The 16,032-nt window shown below is 40.9% G+C and carries 12 protein-coding genes and 1 pseudogene; 7 read left to right on the forward strand and 6 right to left on the reverse strand.

Features of this window, described 5'->3' with window-relative positions:
- The first annotated feature begins 223 nt into the window (after nucleotides 1–223).
- Nucleotides 224–1,648 (forward strand): PP2C family protein-serine/threonine phosphatase, encoded by a 1,425-nt coding sequence (locus tag BGL89_RS05915; RefSeq protein WP_286824904.1) that lies wholly within the window; start codon nucleotides 224–226, stop codon nucleotides 1,646–1,648.
- A gap of 28 nt (nucleotides 1,649–1,676) precedes the next feature.
- Here the strand turns inward: BGL89_RS05915 and BGL89_RS05920 are convergent, their stop codons facing one another.
- Nucleotides 1,677–2,918, reverse strand: a complete 1,242-nt coding sequence (locus BGL89_RS05920; protein ID WP_286824905.1) for an AmpG family muropeptide MFS transporter — start codon at nucleotides 2,916–2,918, stop codon at nucleotides 1,677–1,679.
- Between the two features lie 306 nt (nucleotides 2,919–3,224).
- Between BGL89_RS05920 and BGL89_RS05925 the strand changes: the two genes are divergently transcribed.
- Both BGL89_RS05925 and BGL89_RS05930 read left to right on the forward strand, forming a co-directional pair.
- Entirely contained in the window at nucleotides 3,225–3,845 is a 621-nt protein-coding gene (locus BGL89_RS05925) for a GNAT family N-acetyltransferase (RefSeq protein WP_286824906.1), read from the forward strand.
- Nucleotides 3,846–4,148: 303 nt separating this feature from the next.
- Nucleotides 4,149–5,561, forward strand: a complete 1,413-nt coding sequence (locus BGL89_RS05930; protein WP_286824907.1) for an LCP family protein — start codon at nucleotides 4,149–4,151, stop codon at nucleotides 5,559–5,561.
- 254 nt (nucleotides 5,562–5,815) lie between these two features.
- On the opposite strand, the gene BGL89_RS05935 is transcribed toward BGL89_RS05930, so the two are convergent.
- Entirely contained in the window at nucleotides 5,816–6,499 is a 684-nt protein-coding gene (locus tag BGL89_RS05935; protein ID WP_286824908.1) for a Uma2 family endonuclease, read from the reverse strand.
- A gap of 211 nt (nucleotides 6,500–6,710) precedes the next feature.
- Between BGL89_RS05935 and BGL89_RS05940 the strand changes: the two genes are divergently transcribed.
- Both BGL89_RS05940 and BGL89_RS05945 read left to right on the forward strand, forming a co-directional pair.
- On the forward strand, nucleotides 6,711–7,352 hold the full coding sequence (locus BGL89_RS05940) for a Uma2 family endonuclease (RefSeq protein ID WP_286824909.1): 642 nt from the start codon (nucleotides 6,711–6,713) through the stop codon (nucleotides 7,350–7,352).
- Nucleotides 7,353–7,490: 138 nt separating this feature from the next.
- Nucleotides 7,491–7,994, forward strand: a complete 504-nt coding sequence (locus BGL89_RS05945; protein ID WP_286824910.1) for a hydrogenase maturation protease — start codon at nucleotides 7,491–7,493, stop codon at nucleotides 7,992–7,994.
- On the opposite strand, the gene BGL89_RS05950 is transcribed toward BGL89_RS05945, so the two are convergent.
- The 4 genes and pseudogenes from BGL89_RS05950 to BGL89_RS05965 all read right to left on the reverse strand — a co-directional run bounded on the left by BGL89_RS05950 (nucleotide 7,921) and on the right by BGL89_RS05965 (nucleotide 13,552).
- On the reverse strand, nucleotides 7,921–9,603 hold the full coding sequence (locus tag BGL89_RS05950; RefSeq protein ID WP_286824911.1) for a mechanosensitive ion channel family protein: 1,683 nt from the start codon (nucleotides 9,601–9,603) through the stop codon (nucleotides 7,921–7,923). The two genes, BGL89_RS05945 and BGL89_RS05950, sit on opposite strands and share 74 nt — an antisense overlap.
- A gap of 3 nt (nucleotides 9,604–9,606) precedes the next feature.
- Nucleotides 9,607–10,704, reverse strand: coding sequence for a saccharopine dehydrogenase family protein (locus BGL89_RS05955; protein WP_286824912.1), 1,098 nt, complete (start codon nucleotides 10,702–10,704; stop codon nucleotides 9,607–9,609).
- Nucleotides 10,705–10,793: 89 nt separating this feature from the next.
- A complete protein-coding gene (locus tag BGL89_RS05960; RefSeq protein WP_286824913.1) occupies nucleotides 10,794–12,236 on the reverse strand; it encodes a sensor histidine kinase in 1,443 nt (480 codons plus the stop codon).
- A 120-nt stretch (nucleotides 12,237–12,356) separates the two neighbouring features.
- Nucleotides 12,357–13,552: pseudogene (locus BGL89_RS05965) on the reverse strand (RNA-guided endonuclease InsQ/TnpB family protein).
- 65 nt (nucleotides 13,553–13,617) lie between these two features.
- Here BGL89_RS05965 and tnpA point away from each other — a divergent pair.
- Nucleotides 13,618–14,010 (forward strand): IS200/IS605 family transposase, encoded by a 393-nt coding sequence (gene tnpA, locus BGL89_RS05970; RefSeq protein ID WP_286824915.1) that lies wholly within the window; start codon nucleotides 13,618–13,620, stop codon nucleotides 14,008–14,010.
- A 667-nt stretch (nucleotides 14,011–14,677) separates the two neighbouring features.
- Nucleotides 14,678–16,024 carry a glycoside hydrolase family 10-like protein gene (locus tag BGL89_RS05975; protein WP_286824916.1) on the forward strand — a complete coding sequence of 449 codons (1,347 nt, stop codon included), beginning with the start codon at nucleotides 14,678–14,680 and terminating at the stop codon, nucleotides 16,022–16,024.
- Nucleotides 16,025–16,032: the final 8 nt, after the last annotated feature.

The following is a 16,032-nucleotide window of genomic DNA, read 5'->3' on the forward strand; positions in this document are numbered from 1 at the left end:
ATTCCCTCTTGGTTGGTTGGAGAAATCCTGCTTGCTAACGGAGACTCAATGAACGAAGAATCCCCGTCTCTTTAGAGCGGGGAGCGTCAAAAAACAGAAATAGTAAAACATCAGGGTTAAATTGTGGCAGTCACGAAAAGATCCACTATACTGTTAGACTTAAACAGGTCATCACCCAATGACTATCTAGCTATAATCATGTCACCGCCACAAAAATCATTTTATGCTTTCTGAGCCGGAACCGAGCGACACCCTCACCACTGCCACCGTCAATATGGGCGATCAAACTACCGATATCAAGCCAATTTTAGCCTTAAAAGAGTTAGTCGCCAGTTTATATCGCGAACAAAACAAAGTTCAAAATCTCTTAAGTTCCCTCGGGTTTGCCCTGCGGAGTTTCAATAATTTAAACCAATTCCTCGATCTTACCCCCTTGATGGCCGCACGAGTGGCAGATGCGGAGGGAGGGGCATTGATTTTGAGCAAAAATAACGGTCAAGTGGCGCTCGATCAACTCCATTGCCAAGATAATCAAATTAATGGGGAACTACGCCGACAATTAGAGGCAATTATCCGACAATTAAACCAAGAACCGGCACTTGAGAACAGAAATAGTCGATCGCTTCTCGATAGTCTCGACCATAAAATCCGGCAAACTCTCGGACAGGGTACGCAGGTATATAGTACACCTGTTTTGGTAAAAAATAGTGAGCGGGGACGTTTATACGTTTTCAGTCGCGATCCCGATTATGGTTGGACACCCACCCGTCGTAAACTGTTGCAGCTAGTGGCCGATCAAACGGCGGTGGCTATAGCTAATAATGAATTAACGCTGGAATTACGGGCCAAGGAACGTCAGGATCGAGAGTTAGAAATCGCTTCCGAAATCCAAAATCGTCTTTTACCCCGGCAATGTCCGAAAATTCAGGGGGTAGAATTGGCAGCCCACTGTAAAACGGCTAATCGCGTTGGTGGCGATTATTATGATTTTATCCCCTGCAACTACGATCAATTTAAACCGGCAAGGGAGGCGGAAATGGAAGCTAGTACCGCTCCTTGGAGTATAGTCATTGGTGATGTCATGGGTAAAGGTGTCCCAGCAGGATTATTGATGACCATGACCCGGGGAATGTTGCGAGCGGAAGTGTTAAATCGTCACTCCCCGGCCCAGATTTTGCGTCATCTCAATCGGGTTATGTATGCCGATCTGGATAATTCTCATCGTTTCGTGACATTATTTTATTCCGAGTATGATCCCCTGACGCGCCGTCTTGGCTACAGTAATGCTGCCCATTATCCCACCCTCTGGTGGCGGGCCAAAACGGCAGAGTTAGAGCCTCTCGACACGGAAGGGACATTAGTTGGTTTAGAGGCCGATTCTATCTATGATGATGCCCAAGTGCAATTAGAAGCGGGAGATACGCTGATTTATTATACCGATGGCTTTACCGATGCAGTTAACTCGAAAGGGGAAAGATTTGAGCAGAAAAATTGGCTATCGGCAGTTAAAGAAGCCTGTCAACAGTACACCGATCCCGAACAGATTCTAGAATATTTATTTGGGAAAGTTGCCGCTTTTACTGGGTTGGGAAATGACAGTAGCGACGATATGACTTTAGTAGTTATGCGAGTGAAATCGGAGGAATAAATTATCATTTACTAGCTCATAAATTAGCCTAATTCTGCTCTTGCCAAGGAGCAAATAAAGGCAATAAAGCTAACCCGGGTAAAGCGGCAATTACCGTGATTAAAAAGAACCACTGCCAACCGATCGCCTCAGCTAAAACTCCTGCGGGGGCTACTAAAATATCGCGACTAAAGGCCATTAAACTTGATAAAAGGGCGAACTGAGTAGCGGTAAAACGAGCATTACAAAGACTCATTAAAAAAGCCACAAAAGCGGCAGTGACTAAGCCGCCGCAGAAGTTTTCAATATTAATAGCTAAGACCATAAAAGGATAATTTTGCCCTAAATTTGCTAAAATAAAATAGGCTAAATTACTAACAGCTTGCAAGACACCAAATATCCAGAGCGATCGATTAATTCCCCAACGACTTAACAGGGAACCACCTAATAAAACTCCCACCATAGTTGCTATCATGCCCATACCGCCTTGGATCGCCCCAATATCGGTTTGACTGAAACCAGTTTTTAAGAGAAAAGGAGTCACCATATTATTAACTAAAGCATCCCCTAAACGATAGAGAACAATAAAGGCGAGAATGCTGATTCCTTGACCTATTTGATAGCGTTGAAAAAACTCTTGGAAAGGCAACCAAACCGCCTCTAAAAGAGTTTGAGGAGTATCATCCCTAGGGGGAGTAGCCGGGGCTAAAAAAGACCAAATAATCGTTAAAGCCATCAGTCCAGCTAGGAAAAGATAGACGAGAGGCCAGGGAAAGTGATCGGCTAAAATTAAAGCGATCGAACCGGTTAAAATTAAAGCCAAACGATAACCTAAAACCCCGATCGCCACCCCAGCACCCATCTCCCATTTTTCTAAAATATCTGTGCGATAGGCATCGTAGGCAATATCTTGGCTGGCACTAAAAAAAGCAATCAGTAAAGCATTAATTGCCAATAATTCTAAAGATCGTTGCGGTTGTTGCAAAGCCATGAAACCAATCGCTAAAGTTAAACAAATTTGAGCGATTAAAATCCAACCGCGACGACGACCAAGCACGGGGGGAAGATAGCGATCGAGTAAGGGAGACCACAGAAATTTGAGAGAGTAGGGGAGAGCGACTAAACTAAATAAACCGATCGATTTCAGATCAACTCCTTCGGTGGTCATCCAAGCTTGCAGGGTACGACCGGTGAGAAAATAGGGCAATCCAGAAGCGAAACCTAAGAATAACAAAGCCGCCATTTTTTGACTGCGGAACACTTGCAAATAAGCGGAAATTTCTTTGATCATGGAGGGGATAGGAGGATAGATTAGATTAAAGAATATAGTTAATTGACCCAAAAAGAAAGAGATTAGTTCTGACCGGCATCATCCCATCTTAACCATTGCCCGGCGATCAAAAAAAATTCCCGAAAAATAGCAGTCTTTCCCCCAACTGGGGCTATAGGCAGTAGAATGGATGAGATTTTGATTCAGTAGTCTTGAAAAATTGCGGTATTCTCCTTAAGATAGATGCTTGATTCTCCCAACTAGCTCCCACCCCTATTTACCTTTCCGGGATAAGGACTGCCATCCCCACCTTCCCTGCCGACTCCTGTGATTAAAGTGGACTCCTGTTTTATCTCATACCTATTGTCTAATCCCTCCGACTCGGAAGCGACCGGTGACAATGCCACCATTACCGTCGAGGTGCGTTTGGCCCAAAGCCAAGATCTCAAAAGCTTGGCGGAAATTCTCACCGATAGTTTTTTCCCCACGGCCAATTATTGGTCTTTTCTGCGTCCTATCTTTAAATTGGGCATTTACGAGGACTTACGGGGACGATTGCGCGCCGATACCCCTTACTATCACTGTCTGGTAGTCAGTCAAACCAGCGTCACCGCCACGGGTTCTCAGGAAATTATTGTCGCTACGGCGGAAATCGGCTTAAAATCTAGTTCTTTTTTAGCCGTTCCCATTCCTTATATTTCTAATTTAGCCGTTAGTCCCGATCGCCGGCGTGCCGGTCTGGCCCGGAGATTGCTGCTCAAGTGTGAACAGATCGCTAGAGAATGGGGTTTTGAGGAACTTTCCCTCCATGTTCTCGATAATAATCTAGCGGCCCAGTCACTGTACTCAAGTAGCGGTTATCGTCTGCAAAAAACCGACGGTTGGTTGATCAATTGGTTATTTAATCGACCACAAAAGTTATTTCTGCACAAAAAAATCAGCCATTGAGGAGATAGGAGGCACTCATGCACTCATGCACTCATGCAAAAGGCAGCTTTCTTCTCCCCACTACCCCACTACCCCACTTCCCCGCTTCCCGCTCCCATAAAAAACTTTTTGCTGCAAACCCTAGATATTTCTCCAAAATTGCGATGCAGAAGAACTATAAGGAAAAATTCTGCTATATTATCTGCTAACTCTCTAGAAAACCCGATTAGTTTAATAATCTTTTCCGGGTATCTGAGAAAAAAAATAGTTCATCTCTTTAAATATGGTTTTAGGGAGATATTTAGTGACCGTGTGAGGCAATTTGTGGTTAATAAGACAAAATCAAGGCTTAAAAGCGGAAAATCAAGCAAATTAGCGGCTAAACCTGTGAAAAAGCGGCGATTGTCCGGTAAATGGTTCCTGACAGCCCTAGGCTTAACTGGCTGCGCCCTAGTTTCCGCTACGGCGGGGGCTATGTTGGCTGTGTCTCTCTCCTCCACACCTTTGCGACAAGCTGCTCTTAGTCCCCAAGAAGCCGCCGCTTTTAACAATCAGCAGGCGATATCCTATGAAAATCTGCAACTTCCCGCCCTCAACCGCCCCGTTAATATTCTGGTAGTTGGCGCGAAAGTGTTGACATCCGATGTCAAGGAGGCACAAACCCCAGATCTGGGTTATCATGCCCCGGTTAATTCCTTGGATGGTTTAACCGATACCATGCTGTTACTGCGTTTTGACCCCCAAAGACAGAAGTTAACCATGCTTTCCATCCCCCGGGATACCCGCACCGATATCGAGGGTTACGGGGAGAAAAAAATCAATGAAGCTAACGCCCTCGGTGGACCTGCTTTAACGGCGGAAACGGTTAGTCATCTTTTGGACGGAGTCGCTATCGATCGCTATATTCGCATTAATGTGCAGGGTGTGGAAAAATTAATTGATGCTTTGGGGGGGGTGACGGTATATGTTCCCAAAGACATGAAGTACAAAGATTTTAGTCAACACCTCTACATTGACCTGAAAAAAGGGGAACAACACCTCAACGGCGAGAAATTCCTCCAGTTTGCCCGTTTTCGTTACGATGCTAACGGCGATATCGGTCGTATCCAACGACAACAGCAATTAATGCGGTCTTTAGTAGAACAAACCCTAAAACCAGCAACTTTATTGAAAATTCCCGATATTATCGAGGTTATCCGCACTCATATCGATACTAATCTCAGTTTAGAGGAGTTACTCGCTCTAGCCGGTTTTGCCTCTAAAACTCAGCGCGCTGATGTGCAAATGCTACTTCTACCCGGAGACTTTAATGGTGATGGTCGGCAAGGGATCAGTTATTGGTTGCCCAATCAAAGTAAAATTCAAGAGCTAGTGGCTCAACATTTTAACCACGGCTCTTTTATGGCTGACATTGAGGAAACCACGCAACCGACTCGCATAGCTGTGGAAGATAGCATCGATAATCCAGAAGCGGTGCAAGCTCTAGTCAGATATCTGCGCTCGTTTGGTTATGAAAATGTTTTTGTCTCTAAGTCTTCATCGCCAATTCTAGAAACTACCAAAATTATTGCTCAAAAAGGGGATAATTCCCTGGCCGCTGCCCTGCATAATAGCCTTGGTGTCGGGGAAGTTTTGGTGGAAAGTACGGGGAATCTCGCTTCTGATGTGACGATTAAAATCGGTCAAGATTGGCAAGAAAAATCAGCTAATCTTTCTGAGCCATCCCTAGGTAACTAGGGTCTGCTGAAAAAGTTTTTCGGTGGGGGTAGGAGTCAGGAGTCAGGAGTCAGTAGCCGGTCGTTTCAGGCTTTGTTGCCCTTGTTTTAACATCGGACTTTAACAGGTCAAAAGCTTTATTTTAAAAGGGTTTTACCATTATTCAGCAAGCCCTAACTAAGAAAAAAATCAAGTTTATCTGGGTTATTTATTAGCGTTGGGTTTCAGGCTTCAACCCAACCTACATTCTCAGAGAAAAATCAAGTTTATCTGGGTTATTTATTAGCCAAAATTTGACAAAAATTTTGGTGTTGTTCACTAGCTATTCCTTGCTGTAATCTTGCCAAAACTTCGGCTAAATTCCCCGATAATAAAGCATTTTTATCTAGCCATAATCCAGGGAAGACTTGGGAGCAAAAGATATTATCTTGATTTGATTCTAGGGGCAAATATTCCCCATCAGTTAAGCGAAACCAATCCAATTGAACGTCATAAACTCGCCAGATAATATACTCTTGCACTCCATGGCGACGATAAACTTTGAGTTTTTCGTGTAAATCGTAGGAAGCAGTAGAAGCGGCAATTTCCACGATTAATTCCGGCGCGCCTTCTACATAATCATCTTCACTAATGCTTGATTGTCCACTGGTTTCTATTCTTAATAAAGCATCTGGTTGTGGTTGATTATCCCCATCCAGTCGCACAGTAGTATTATCCAGTGTTTCTACCCCCAGTGTCGCCACTTCGTAGGCAGTTAACCAACCGATAATATTAGCGTGGGGTTTACCGTGGTTTTTGGCTCTCACCGCAGCTGTCATATAAACAACTGCTTGGATTAATTCAGCTTTTTTTACCCTTGTCATTGCCTGATAACGGCGCTCGAATTCGGGAAGGGTTAATCTATCACCACTTTCGAGAGGGGGAATAATATGAGGGGAAACTGTCTTAGTCGATAGCATATTACCAGACTCAGTTAATTTATCGATTAGGTTAAGCTTTGTATCGAGAGCATCGAAGATATCCTATACTTATTTTACAGCGTTTCTGGTCAAGATGAAGTGTAACCTGATTTGGTATCGACCACTGACTCCCAAAAAGGAAAACTTTGTACCTCATCATTAAGATAAATGCTAAATCCTTGAGTTCCTTATTTACCTTAAACCTTGCACCATGTTTGCTTTAGTTTCACTAGATAAAATCGAGCTACCGGCGGGGTCCTTAGTGAGATTACCTGCCACTTGGCTAGATTATCAAACTTTGTCTCGGCAAAGGGGTGACAATTCTCGGCCTAAAATCAAATATCACAATGGAGAAGTCTTGCTTATGTCTCCACTTCCCAAGCATGGACGTGATGCCCATTTAATTGCTAATATTATCATCACCTTATTGGATTATCTGGGGCGTGAGTACGAGGCTTTTACTCCCGTAACCATGGAATTACCAGAAACAAGTGGTATTGAACCAGATTATAGTTTTTATATTGACCATTGGCCGGCTATAGCAGGGAAAGCCAGAATTGACTGGGTAAATGATCCTCCTCCCGATTTAGTATTAGAAATTGATGTCACCAGTTACTCGAATGTGGATGATTATCTGCCTTATAAAGTGCCTGAAATTTGGTTGTATCGTCAGAAAAATCTCTATATTTATTGGCTAGATAATCAAGAGTATATCCTGCGCCATCAAAGTCAATATTTTCCTAACTTTAACCTACAAAATCTAGTTTCTTTCTGTGGAGAAATTGCCGACAATCGCAATAGTAGTATGGCAATTCGTCAACTAAAACAACATCTCGAAGATTTTTATAAGTAGGGAGGCACAATTATTTGTAGGATGGGTTAGCGGTAGCGTAACATGAGCGGGCGTTGGGTTTCATGCTTCAACCCAACCTACGTTCATCTTATATTTAATTCCACTTTGTACCTCATCATTAAGATAACTGCTATAACCATGAATAATTTTAAAATACTGCTCATCGGTTACGGTAATACTTTAAGAAATGATGACGGAGTGGGAGTGAGAATAGCCGAAATTATTGCCGAGGAGAATTGGACTAATGTGCAAGTCATCGCTACCCATCAATTGACTCCTGAATTAGCAGCCGATATAGCTGATGCTTCTCTAGTTATTTTTGTTGATGCGGTATTATCTAATCAAACTGATATTCAGATAGAAAAATTAGCGGCAGTTACCGAATGGAATAATTTTGGTCATGCAGAAAGTCCCGCTTCTTTATTAGCATTAACTCAAGCAATTTATCAACAAACTCCCAGGGCCTTGGGAATATTTATTCCTGCTATTAATTGTGAATTTGGTGAAGAATTATCAACAATAACTCAAAAGGGCTTGACAAAAGCGATCGAAGCTATTAGGAAAATTATTACTTCTGAGGATTTGACTGAATACCAAAAGCAGGACTTTGATAATCTTCCGGCAGATAATTTTCAGGAATAGTGCTGTGATTGCCATCCCGGAGAGCCTTGTAGTGAGGAGACATAATTTCGATACCGACTTCGTTACATTTATCCTGAATATTTTGATGTAATTCAGAATAAATATACACCATTTTGCTAGGATGGTCGGTGTAGGCATTTAGCTGATAGCTGACATAAAAATCATCGAGACTGGTTTGCAAGACAAAAGGAGCAGGTTCTGAGACAATAAATTTAGTGGCTAAGGCTGCTTCTTTCAGGGTTTCGTGAACCTTACGCCAAGGTAAATCATAACCGAGAGTGACTGTGGTTTGCAAAATTAAAGGCTGTTCGAATTCCCTTTGAGAAACGCTAAAGTTAATCACATTGGTGTTTAACAGCGATGAATTAGGAATCGTGATAATTCTATTAGCTGGTGTGCGAATGCGGGTGACTAATAATCCTTTTTCAATCACGTCTCCAATAACATCACCAATAGAAATTTTATCTCCTAGTTGAAAAGAGCGAGTATAGATGAGGATAATTCCTCCCACCACGTTAGCGATAGCAGAGGTAGAACCCAAGGAAAATAGCACCCCTAAAAATACCGACACCCCCTGAAAAGCAGGAGAATTAAATCCGGGTAGATAGGGAAAAGCGATGACTATAGCTAAGGCAATTATCAGCAGTGACAGTAAATTATAGGTTGGGTTTGCCCAATCGGGATAGAAACCATGAATTACTAAAGTTCCTCTTGACAATGCCGTGAAAAATGGTTTAATTGCTCTCAACAGATAGTGAGTTATAAAAATAATTAGCAGTATAATAAAAATATTGGGTAAATATTTTGCTATCTCTTGGGAAAAAACTTCCAAAGCACGGAAAAAGTATTGCAAAAAACCATCACCAAATTTTCTAGTCCAGGGAAAAAGACGAAGGACAAAAGTTAAATAAAAATAGAGAATAGTTAAAATAATTAGAGTTCGGATAAATTGCAAAACTCTTAGGGAAAAAATTCCTATTGTCTGGGAACTAATAATCTCAAAATTTTGGAATACGACCCCAGGAACTAGGGAGGTGATTAATCTCTGAATCTGGGGAAAAACCCGCAAAGATATAAAAATCATCGTCCAGAAAATTAAGACCGTGGACAGGGTAGCACTTACTGTCAAAACTGCATCTTTTAAGAGGTTATCCGGTTGACGTTCTTGACGATAACGGACAATGGCCGCTTTAATCTTTGCTAAAGCTCGTTCGGCCAATACTTCTTGACTTACTGCGTGTAATTTGGCATCTTTAGAAGTAATAGTAGCAATAACCGTATCTCCCAAAATAATCGAAGGGTTTTTGTCTTCAGGATCGATTTTTATGGTTAAATCTTCAGGAGAAAGGGCATCGTCATCGGCAATTTTTTCAATTCTGGCTGTAATCGATTTCGCTCTTTCTTGCGCTGAAAAAGAACCTATTCCTTGCCGAATAGTAAAAAGTTCTTGATTATCAAGCATGACGGGAAAAACTTCTCCCAAAGTTTCCAGGGGTGTTTCCTGTCCTTGTTTAGCAGGATTATTCTGGGCCGCTATCATGAAGATGGGGGATAAAGTCAGTAACAAAACTAAACAAAACAGCCCTAAGTAACGCCAGATTTTTTTCATCTTCTAAGCCACAATTGCACAGGAGCGATCGAGTTTAATACCTCTTTTTTTCATCGTAGCATGGAATAGTTCTGTGGATAACACCTGTTCCACGGGATAAATCCCGGCTTTTTGGAGTTTTGCCGCTAAGATTAATTCTGCCACGCTGCCAGTTCCCCAACCCGCTGCTTGAGCAGTATTCTCGTGAAGCATAGTTGCTTGATAAACTGCTTTTTGCTGCCCTTGCCATCCGGCCACTTTTGCTAACATTGCTACCCCAATTCCCGAAAATTTATCGGTTACTTCTGTCATGCGATAACTAACTTGGGAAAAAAACTCGATTCCTCGATAACTTTCTACCCAAGCATCGGGAAAAATATGGGCAGTAATCCAAGTTAAATGATTATAAAAATCGGGAATAGAACCAAATTTTGTGATCACATTTTGCACTTGAAAAGATTCAGCAAAAGTATAGGTTTCTGGCATATCAAACCAATAAACACCAGTTTTACCTAAAGGAGCGGGAAAGTCAATTACTTCTCTAGCAGTATAGGGTTTAATCTCTTGCCATTGTCCCTCAATCCAGGCTAAAAAAGGCTTTTTTAAGCCGAGAAAAGTTGTCCGCATCACAGTTAATCCCGCACCTCCTGAACCCGCTACGGCATAATTTAAACGGATTGTTTCTACCCTATCTAACTGTTCCACTCCCTCTCGCACTATACTATTAGAAATACCGGGAAAAATTCCCGTATTAACCACGGCAGTTATTCCCGCTTTTATTGCCAATTCTCGATAGGGGATTAACTTTTGATAAAAAGAACGATGATCACTAACATCAATATAATTGACTTTTTCTTCGATGCAAATTTTTACTACCCTGCCATCGCGATAATGAAAGGGACCGGCACAATGAATGACTAAATCACTATTTTTAATTGCCTGTCTAAGCTTGTCTATTTCTTCTAAATCTAAAGCCAAAAACTGCATTCTTGGCAGTAATTTAATGGCTTTTTCCTTGCGTCCTGTGATAATAATTTTAGCTGCAGTATGATTAATAATATCTAGGGCGACACTTTGACCAATGCGACCAGTGCCACCTAAAATTAAAACAGTTTTTTCCATGGCAACTATCAATAATGTTTGCCCTAGTATAGCATTCTCTTGGCAAGTTTGCCTATTTTCCAAGATGAAAAATTCAGAATAATCTCAACTTATTTACTGCGTCCTAGAGGCAAGAAAATGGTTAAAATCTCACCTTCTTCGGGTTTTTGACGCACAATAAATTTACCTCCCAAAGCTTGAAAAAGGTTTTTAGTTACCTTCATATTCAGACTTAAGCTACCAGTTTCTGGTTGAAACATTAAGACTTTTCCTAAAGCTTTGAGGGTAGGATTAGGCGATTTTACCTGAGTTTGGAACTGCATTTTTAATTGATTTCCTGCCATTGATATATCTACTTGCAACAGACCACCACTAGCCATACTGCGAGTACATTTTTCCACGACTCCATTTAACATTTGATCCAATAAATTCGGGTCGCTAATTACCGAAGGCAATTTTTTCGGTACATTAACTTCTAAATTGACATTGCGCCGTTTAGCCTGTTTTTGCCACCGGGGAATACTATCTTGAAAGACCTTTTCTAGAGCAATTGGAATTAATTGAATTGGTTTATCTCCCAGAGGATTAATACCCAATTCTGCGGCTCGGAAAATTAATTCCATGCGCTGAATTTGTTCACCACATTCTAAATCAATTGTTTCCAAATATTTCTGGACATCTTCCGTTATTTTTGCCCGTTTTAGTAATAATCGGGTAATGGTGCGAATGGTGGTTAAAGGGGTGCGAATTTCGTGGGTTAAAGCGCGCAATAATTCCAAATCACAACCCGATTCTAAATGAGAATTATCTTCCTCTGGGGGAGTGATTTCGGTATTGATAGACGATTTCGTTTTTTTCAGGTCTAAATTAGGCTGGTTGGGTAAATTTTGCAGTAATTGGCGACTAAATTGGCTAACTAGACGATAATCCGGCGAGGGACTGCCATTAGCTTCGATAATTGCTTCTAAAGTCCCGATTTGCGGATAACGCAGATTCACTAATCTTTGCCGCAACTGCTGCCAAGCTTGCTGAGTGAGGACGGGATCAAAGGAAAATTGAAAAGAGGACAAACCCCACTGATCTTCGCCTAAAACCAGCAAAAGAGAGAAACTTTCGCTAAAAACCAGACAAAATCTTTCATTAGCAATCGGATCCGTTGGCAAGAGCGGCAATTCATGGATCTCCGTCGGGGAAATATCGGCGGCGGATTTTTCCTGAGAAGGCAATTGCAAACCCAGCCATTGTAAATGTTTTAAAGCTTTAACGGTAAAAACACCGAATTTAAACCCCGTTAAAGCCTTGCTTTCTCTGACTAAAGCCGTCGGACCAGAGAGAATTAAACCCCGACCGGCGGCAGCATTATTTTGGTTTTGTAATAAGATACTTTCTAAAGATGCGATCGCTGCGAACCATTCACTTTCCGCTTTCAGTTGCGCTCGCTTGAGCCATTCCGATAAATTAGGATAAAAAGCATTGGGGGTGAAAGTTTCCCGTTCCTGATGGTCAGTCGGCGGGAAAATATCGCTTAATTTCGGTAAAGACCCCTCTAACATCGTCTTCATCACTGACTAGATACAAATTCCTTACCTAGAATATTACCCCCGTTAATGCTCATCCCATAACGGTAAAACCGAACTCTATTGGCAGTGATATCCGCTTGACATCTCCCTGCGTTAAAACAACAGGGATTCTTTGTGGTGAATAGAAGCGGGTTGAAACTGCGCTTCTATTCGATTACGATATATTTTNTTAACTGACCATTAAAAGCTTTAAACAAACCTCTTTGAATTCTTTTACCTGATGACTGCCACCCTGCGGGTTTTTCACCGAATTTAGGTAGCAAATCATTATCTAAAAAAGAAGCCTTTGAGGTGTAGCTTTCCTCAGTCTCGATCAAATTAATCCCGTACTGTTCAGACAATTGCTTAATACGTCCTTTCAGCTTGGCAGTGGGAACTTGAACAAATTCCTGATTAACTTGTTTCCCTAACTCAATAGAATCTTTTTGTCGTTGATTCCATCCAAAGACGATAGTAGAAATGTCATTGTTAAGACACCAATTAATAACAAACCTGGCGGCTTTATTAACGTTATCTCTCATTTGACGATTACGCTTTTCGGTTAAAATAGCCAATTCCTGATCCCAATACCATTGTGGCTTACCAGTCTTAATTTGAGCAATTCGCTTGTTATACCATTGGTTTTGTGATTTAACTTTTCTCCCGTCAATAACAAAAGACTTGCCCGTATTAGAAACACAGGTTAACCAATTATTTAGCCCGTGATCTATTCCTAGAACCTTATTATTAGGCTTGACTTTCTCTTGAGCGGGTTGCTCGTAAACGCACTCAAGATAAAAACTAAGATTTCTAGGAACAAGTCGAAACTCTTTGATGTCCTCAAATCTTAAATTAGAAGGCATTGGCAGATAAAAAATATCAATCCCAAACCAAGCTTTTACCTGCTCTCCCAAGGAAAACTTTAAGCCTTTTTCGGATTGCTTTACATACCGTGATGGATAGCTTACTACCGCCATTCCTCCTTTTTTTCGATATTTAGGCGGTTTAGGCTTGTTAGGTAACTGCCCTTTATTCCAAAGACTTAAAAGCCCTTTATAGGAAGAAAAAGATTCCGCTACATCATGAAGTAATTGTTGAGCGCAACATGACCGCAGAGATCGAAAATGTGGATGATTTTTCATCTGAGAATCCAGGTGGTATTTCTTGACGTATCGCCCCGCCTTAAAAAGCATCTGCCGGCAATAATAAAGACCACAGTTAGCCAGCTTGTTAGCTTCTTCGCAAATAAACTCTAAGATAGCCCTTATCTCGCTGTCTGCATGAATGAGAACTTGTTGAACTCCATACATTTTGACTTACCTCCTGTATAGAGGATAAGTTGAAAATACACTAATTGTCAAGTGTCAAGAGTACAATGGAAGATTATAGAAGAAATCCTCATTCGGTAACACTGCTTAACTATCACTTTGTCTGGTGTCCAAAACGAAGAAAGGCAGTATTAAAGGGAGACATTAAGTTGAGAGCGCCGTCAATTATTTTTGACCTGTGCCAAGAAAATAACTGGAGATTAATCGCCTTAGAAATCAGGCCAGATCCTATCCATCTATTCCTAGAGTCTGATCCTAGCTATTCTCCTTCAACAATAATTAAAAGAATTAAAGGGAGACTATCTCATCACTTAAGAAAAGAGTTCCCAGAATTGTTAAAGTTACCCACTCTGTGGACTCCTAGTTATTTCTGCTCAACTGCTGGTAACGCCTCTACGGAAACTATTAAAAAATACATTGAGAATCAAACTAATAAATGATACAGGGGGATAAATCCCCTTGTTCGCTCGACTACCATCCGTTTTAACGGATGGCTAACCCTCGCTCACGATTTTTAGGTTTTGAGAGCAGTTATCTTAATGGTGAGGTACAAATAGGTTACACTTCATCTGGATGAGAAAGGCTGTCAATCGGCTTAATGATTGGTAATATAGCTTAGTCCAGTTGATTACCTATGCTGGTTGTGGGTTTAGTAGCTTAATTCAACCTCGATAAGTCTGATATTTAATTACATCTCCCCACTTATGTGTTTTTTTGTTACATTTAAGTATTTTTTGTTTATCTATGGTTATCATAGAGCAAGTTAAATTGTTCCCCAATTATTTCCCTAACCAACCAATCTTTGATCCCAAACCCTTTTGCCTTGACATTACGTCAATGAGAGGAACCATCGGCTCTTGGTTTGCCTGTTTAAGTGTTGCTTTCAAGCTAGGTAAACAGTTGAGTAGCGGTAACTGTTCAGCAATAGTTGGGTTCGGTTATTGACTATATTTTGCCGTGGGCAAATTCTGAGAATCAATCAGAACTAAGTACGCTTGAGAACGTGGAGTTATTCCCTGTCTCTGCTGCCTTTTGTCTGTCTTCCGAACCTGTCGCTGCTGCGGATTTGAGGTTCATTTATCCTTTGTCTGAGAGAGAGTAAAAAATATGCTGCACATTCATATTCTTCAGGATACGTTTTTCAAGTCTTCCACAGCTTTTTCTGAAACCCTTAATAGTGATCAGAAGTTCTTGATTCAAGCGGGAACTAAATTACCAATTAAATCCTATTTTCGCCAAAATAATCATTATTCTGTCAAGTTAGCCGAAGAACAAGGTTCAGTGGGAAAAGCGGGATTTTTCTTTGATGATCATGTACAAGTAGAAGAAATACGAGGAGTTTGGATCACCAATGTTGACAGTGATATTCTCAAGTCTAAAGATAACTTAAAAGCTGGGTTGGAAAAACTTAAAAATTTAGGTTTTAATACTCTTTATCTAGTAGTTTGGAATAAAGGCTATGTGTTTTTTGAATCACAAATTGCTGATAATATCTTCACTGCTAATGAAGAAAAAATCCAAAAAGTCAACCTTGAAAAAGAGTTAGTCGGTAGAGATATACTAGCAGAAATCATTGAGATTAACCAGACAGAAAAGTATAACTTTCGGATTATTGCTTGGTTTGAATATGGTTTAATGGTTCCTCTGGCTGCTCCCTTAGTTGCTCAAAAACCAGATTGGTTTATGCTTACTCATCAACAGGAAAATACAGTTGATGGTGATGGGAATTGCCGCTTAAATCCTGCTCATCCTGAAGTTAAAGATTTTTGGATTAGTATCATTCGTGAAGTGGTAAGAAACTATGAAATTGATGGTATTCAATTAGATGATCACTTCGCTATTCATCACGCAAAACTCTTGCCTAATGGTACTAAAAATTTTGATTTTAGTATGGGGTTTGACTCCTTTACCATCAAACTTTTTCAAGAGGAAACTGGTTCAGTTAGTCCCTTAAGCAATCCCCAATTAGCGAAATTTAAAGATTGGCGTAAGGAGAAGTTAACTCAATTAGTGCGATTGATTTTTAAAACCATTAAAGCGGAAAAAGATGATTGTATTCTCTCCATTTCTCCCAATCCTTTAGGATTTTCTGTTGATCATGCTTTAGCTGATTGGAAAGCCTGGGAAAAGGAGGGATTAATCGAAGAACTGGCATTACAAGTTTATCGTCCAAATCTGCCTATTTTTGAAGGCGAAATCGATAAATCAGGGGTAAAAGCAGCGCGGGAACATATTCCCACCGTCATCGGTATTCTCACTGGTTTAAGACCCAGTGATAGACGAGTAAATTTCCAATTAATTCAAGCACAAACTCAGGAGACTCGTGAGCGAGATTTTGCTGGTTTTGCCTATTTTTTCTATAGTAGTTTATTAGACCATATTCCCACCACAGAAACTGTGGCTGACAGGGAGAATAAATTGGCTCAAATTCTTGCTACAGATCAATTTGTTTGACTCTTTAT

The sequence above is a fragment of the Microcystis sp. LSC13-02 genome, from assembly GCA_002282935.1.
GTDB lineage: Bacteria > Cyanobacteriota > Cyanobacteriia > Cyanobacteriales > Microcystaceae > Microcystis.

Bases quoted from the DNA above. Each gene is read 5' to 3' on its own strand.
- BGL89_RS05915 (WP_286824904.1), top strand. From the start codon at position 224: ATGCTTTCTGAGCCGGAACCGAGCGACACCCTCACCACTGCCACCGTC.
- BGL89_RS05920 (WP_286824905.1), bottom strand. From the start codon at position 2,918: ATGATCAAAGAAATTTCCGCTTATTTGCAAGTGTTCCGCAGTCAAAAA.
- BGL89_RS05935 (WP_286824908.1), bottom strand. From the start codon at position 6,499: ATGCTATCGACTAAGACAGTTTCCCCTCATATTATTCCCCCTCTCGAA.
- BGL89_RS05940 (WP_286824909.1), top strand. From the start codon at position 6,711: ATGTTTGCTTTAGTTTCACTAGATAAAATCGAGCTACCGGCGGGGTCC.
- BGL89_RS05945 (WP_286824910.1), top strand. From the start codon at position 7,491: ATGAATAATTTTAAAATACTGCTCATCGGTTACGGTAATACTTTAAGA.
- BGL89_RS05950 (WP_286824911.1), bottom strand. From the start codon at position 9,603: ATGAAAAAAATCTGGCGTTACTTAGGGCTGTTTTGTTTAGTTTTGTTA.
- BGL89_RS05955 (WP_286824912.1), bottom strand. From the start codon at position 10,704: ATGGAAAAAACTGTTTTAATTTTAGGTGGCACTGGTCGCATTGGTCAA.
- BGL89_RS05960 (WP_286824913.1), bottom strand. From the start codon at position 12,236: ATGTTAGAGGGGTCTTTACCGAAATTAAGCGATATTTTCCCGCCGACT.
- tnpA (WP_286824915.1), top strand. From the start codon at position 13,618: ATGGAAGATTATAGAAGAAATCCTCATTCGGTAACACTGCTTAACTAT.
- BGL89_RS05975 (WP_286824916.1), top strand. From the start codon at position 14,678: ATGCTGCACATTCATATTCTTCAGGATACGTTTTTCAAGTCTTCCACA.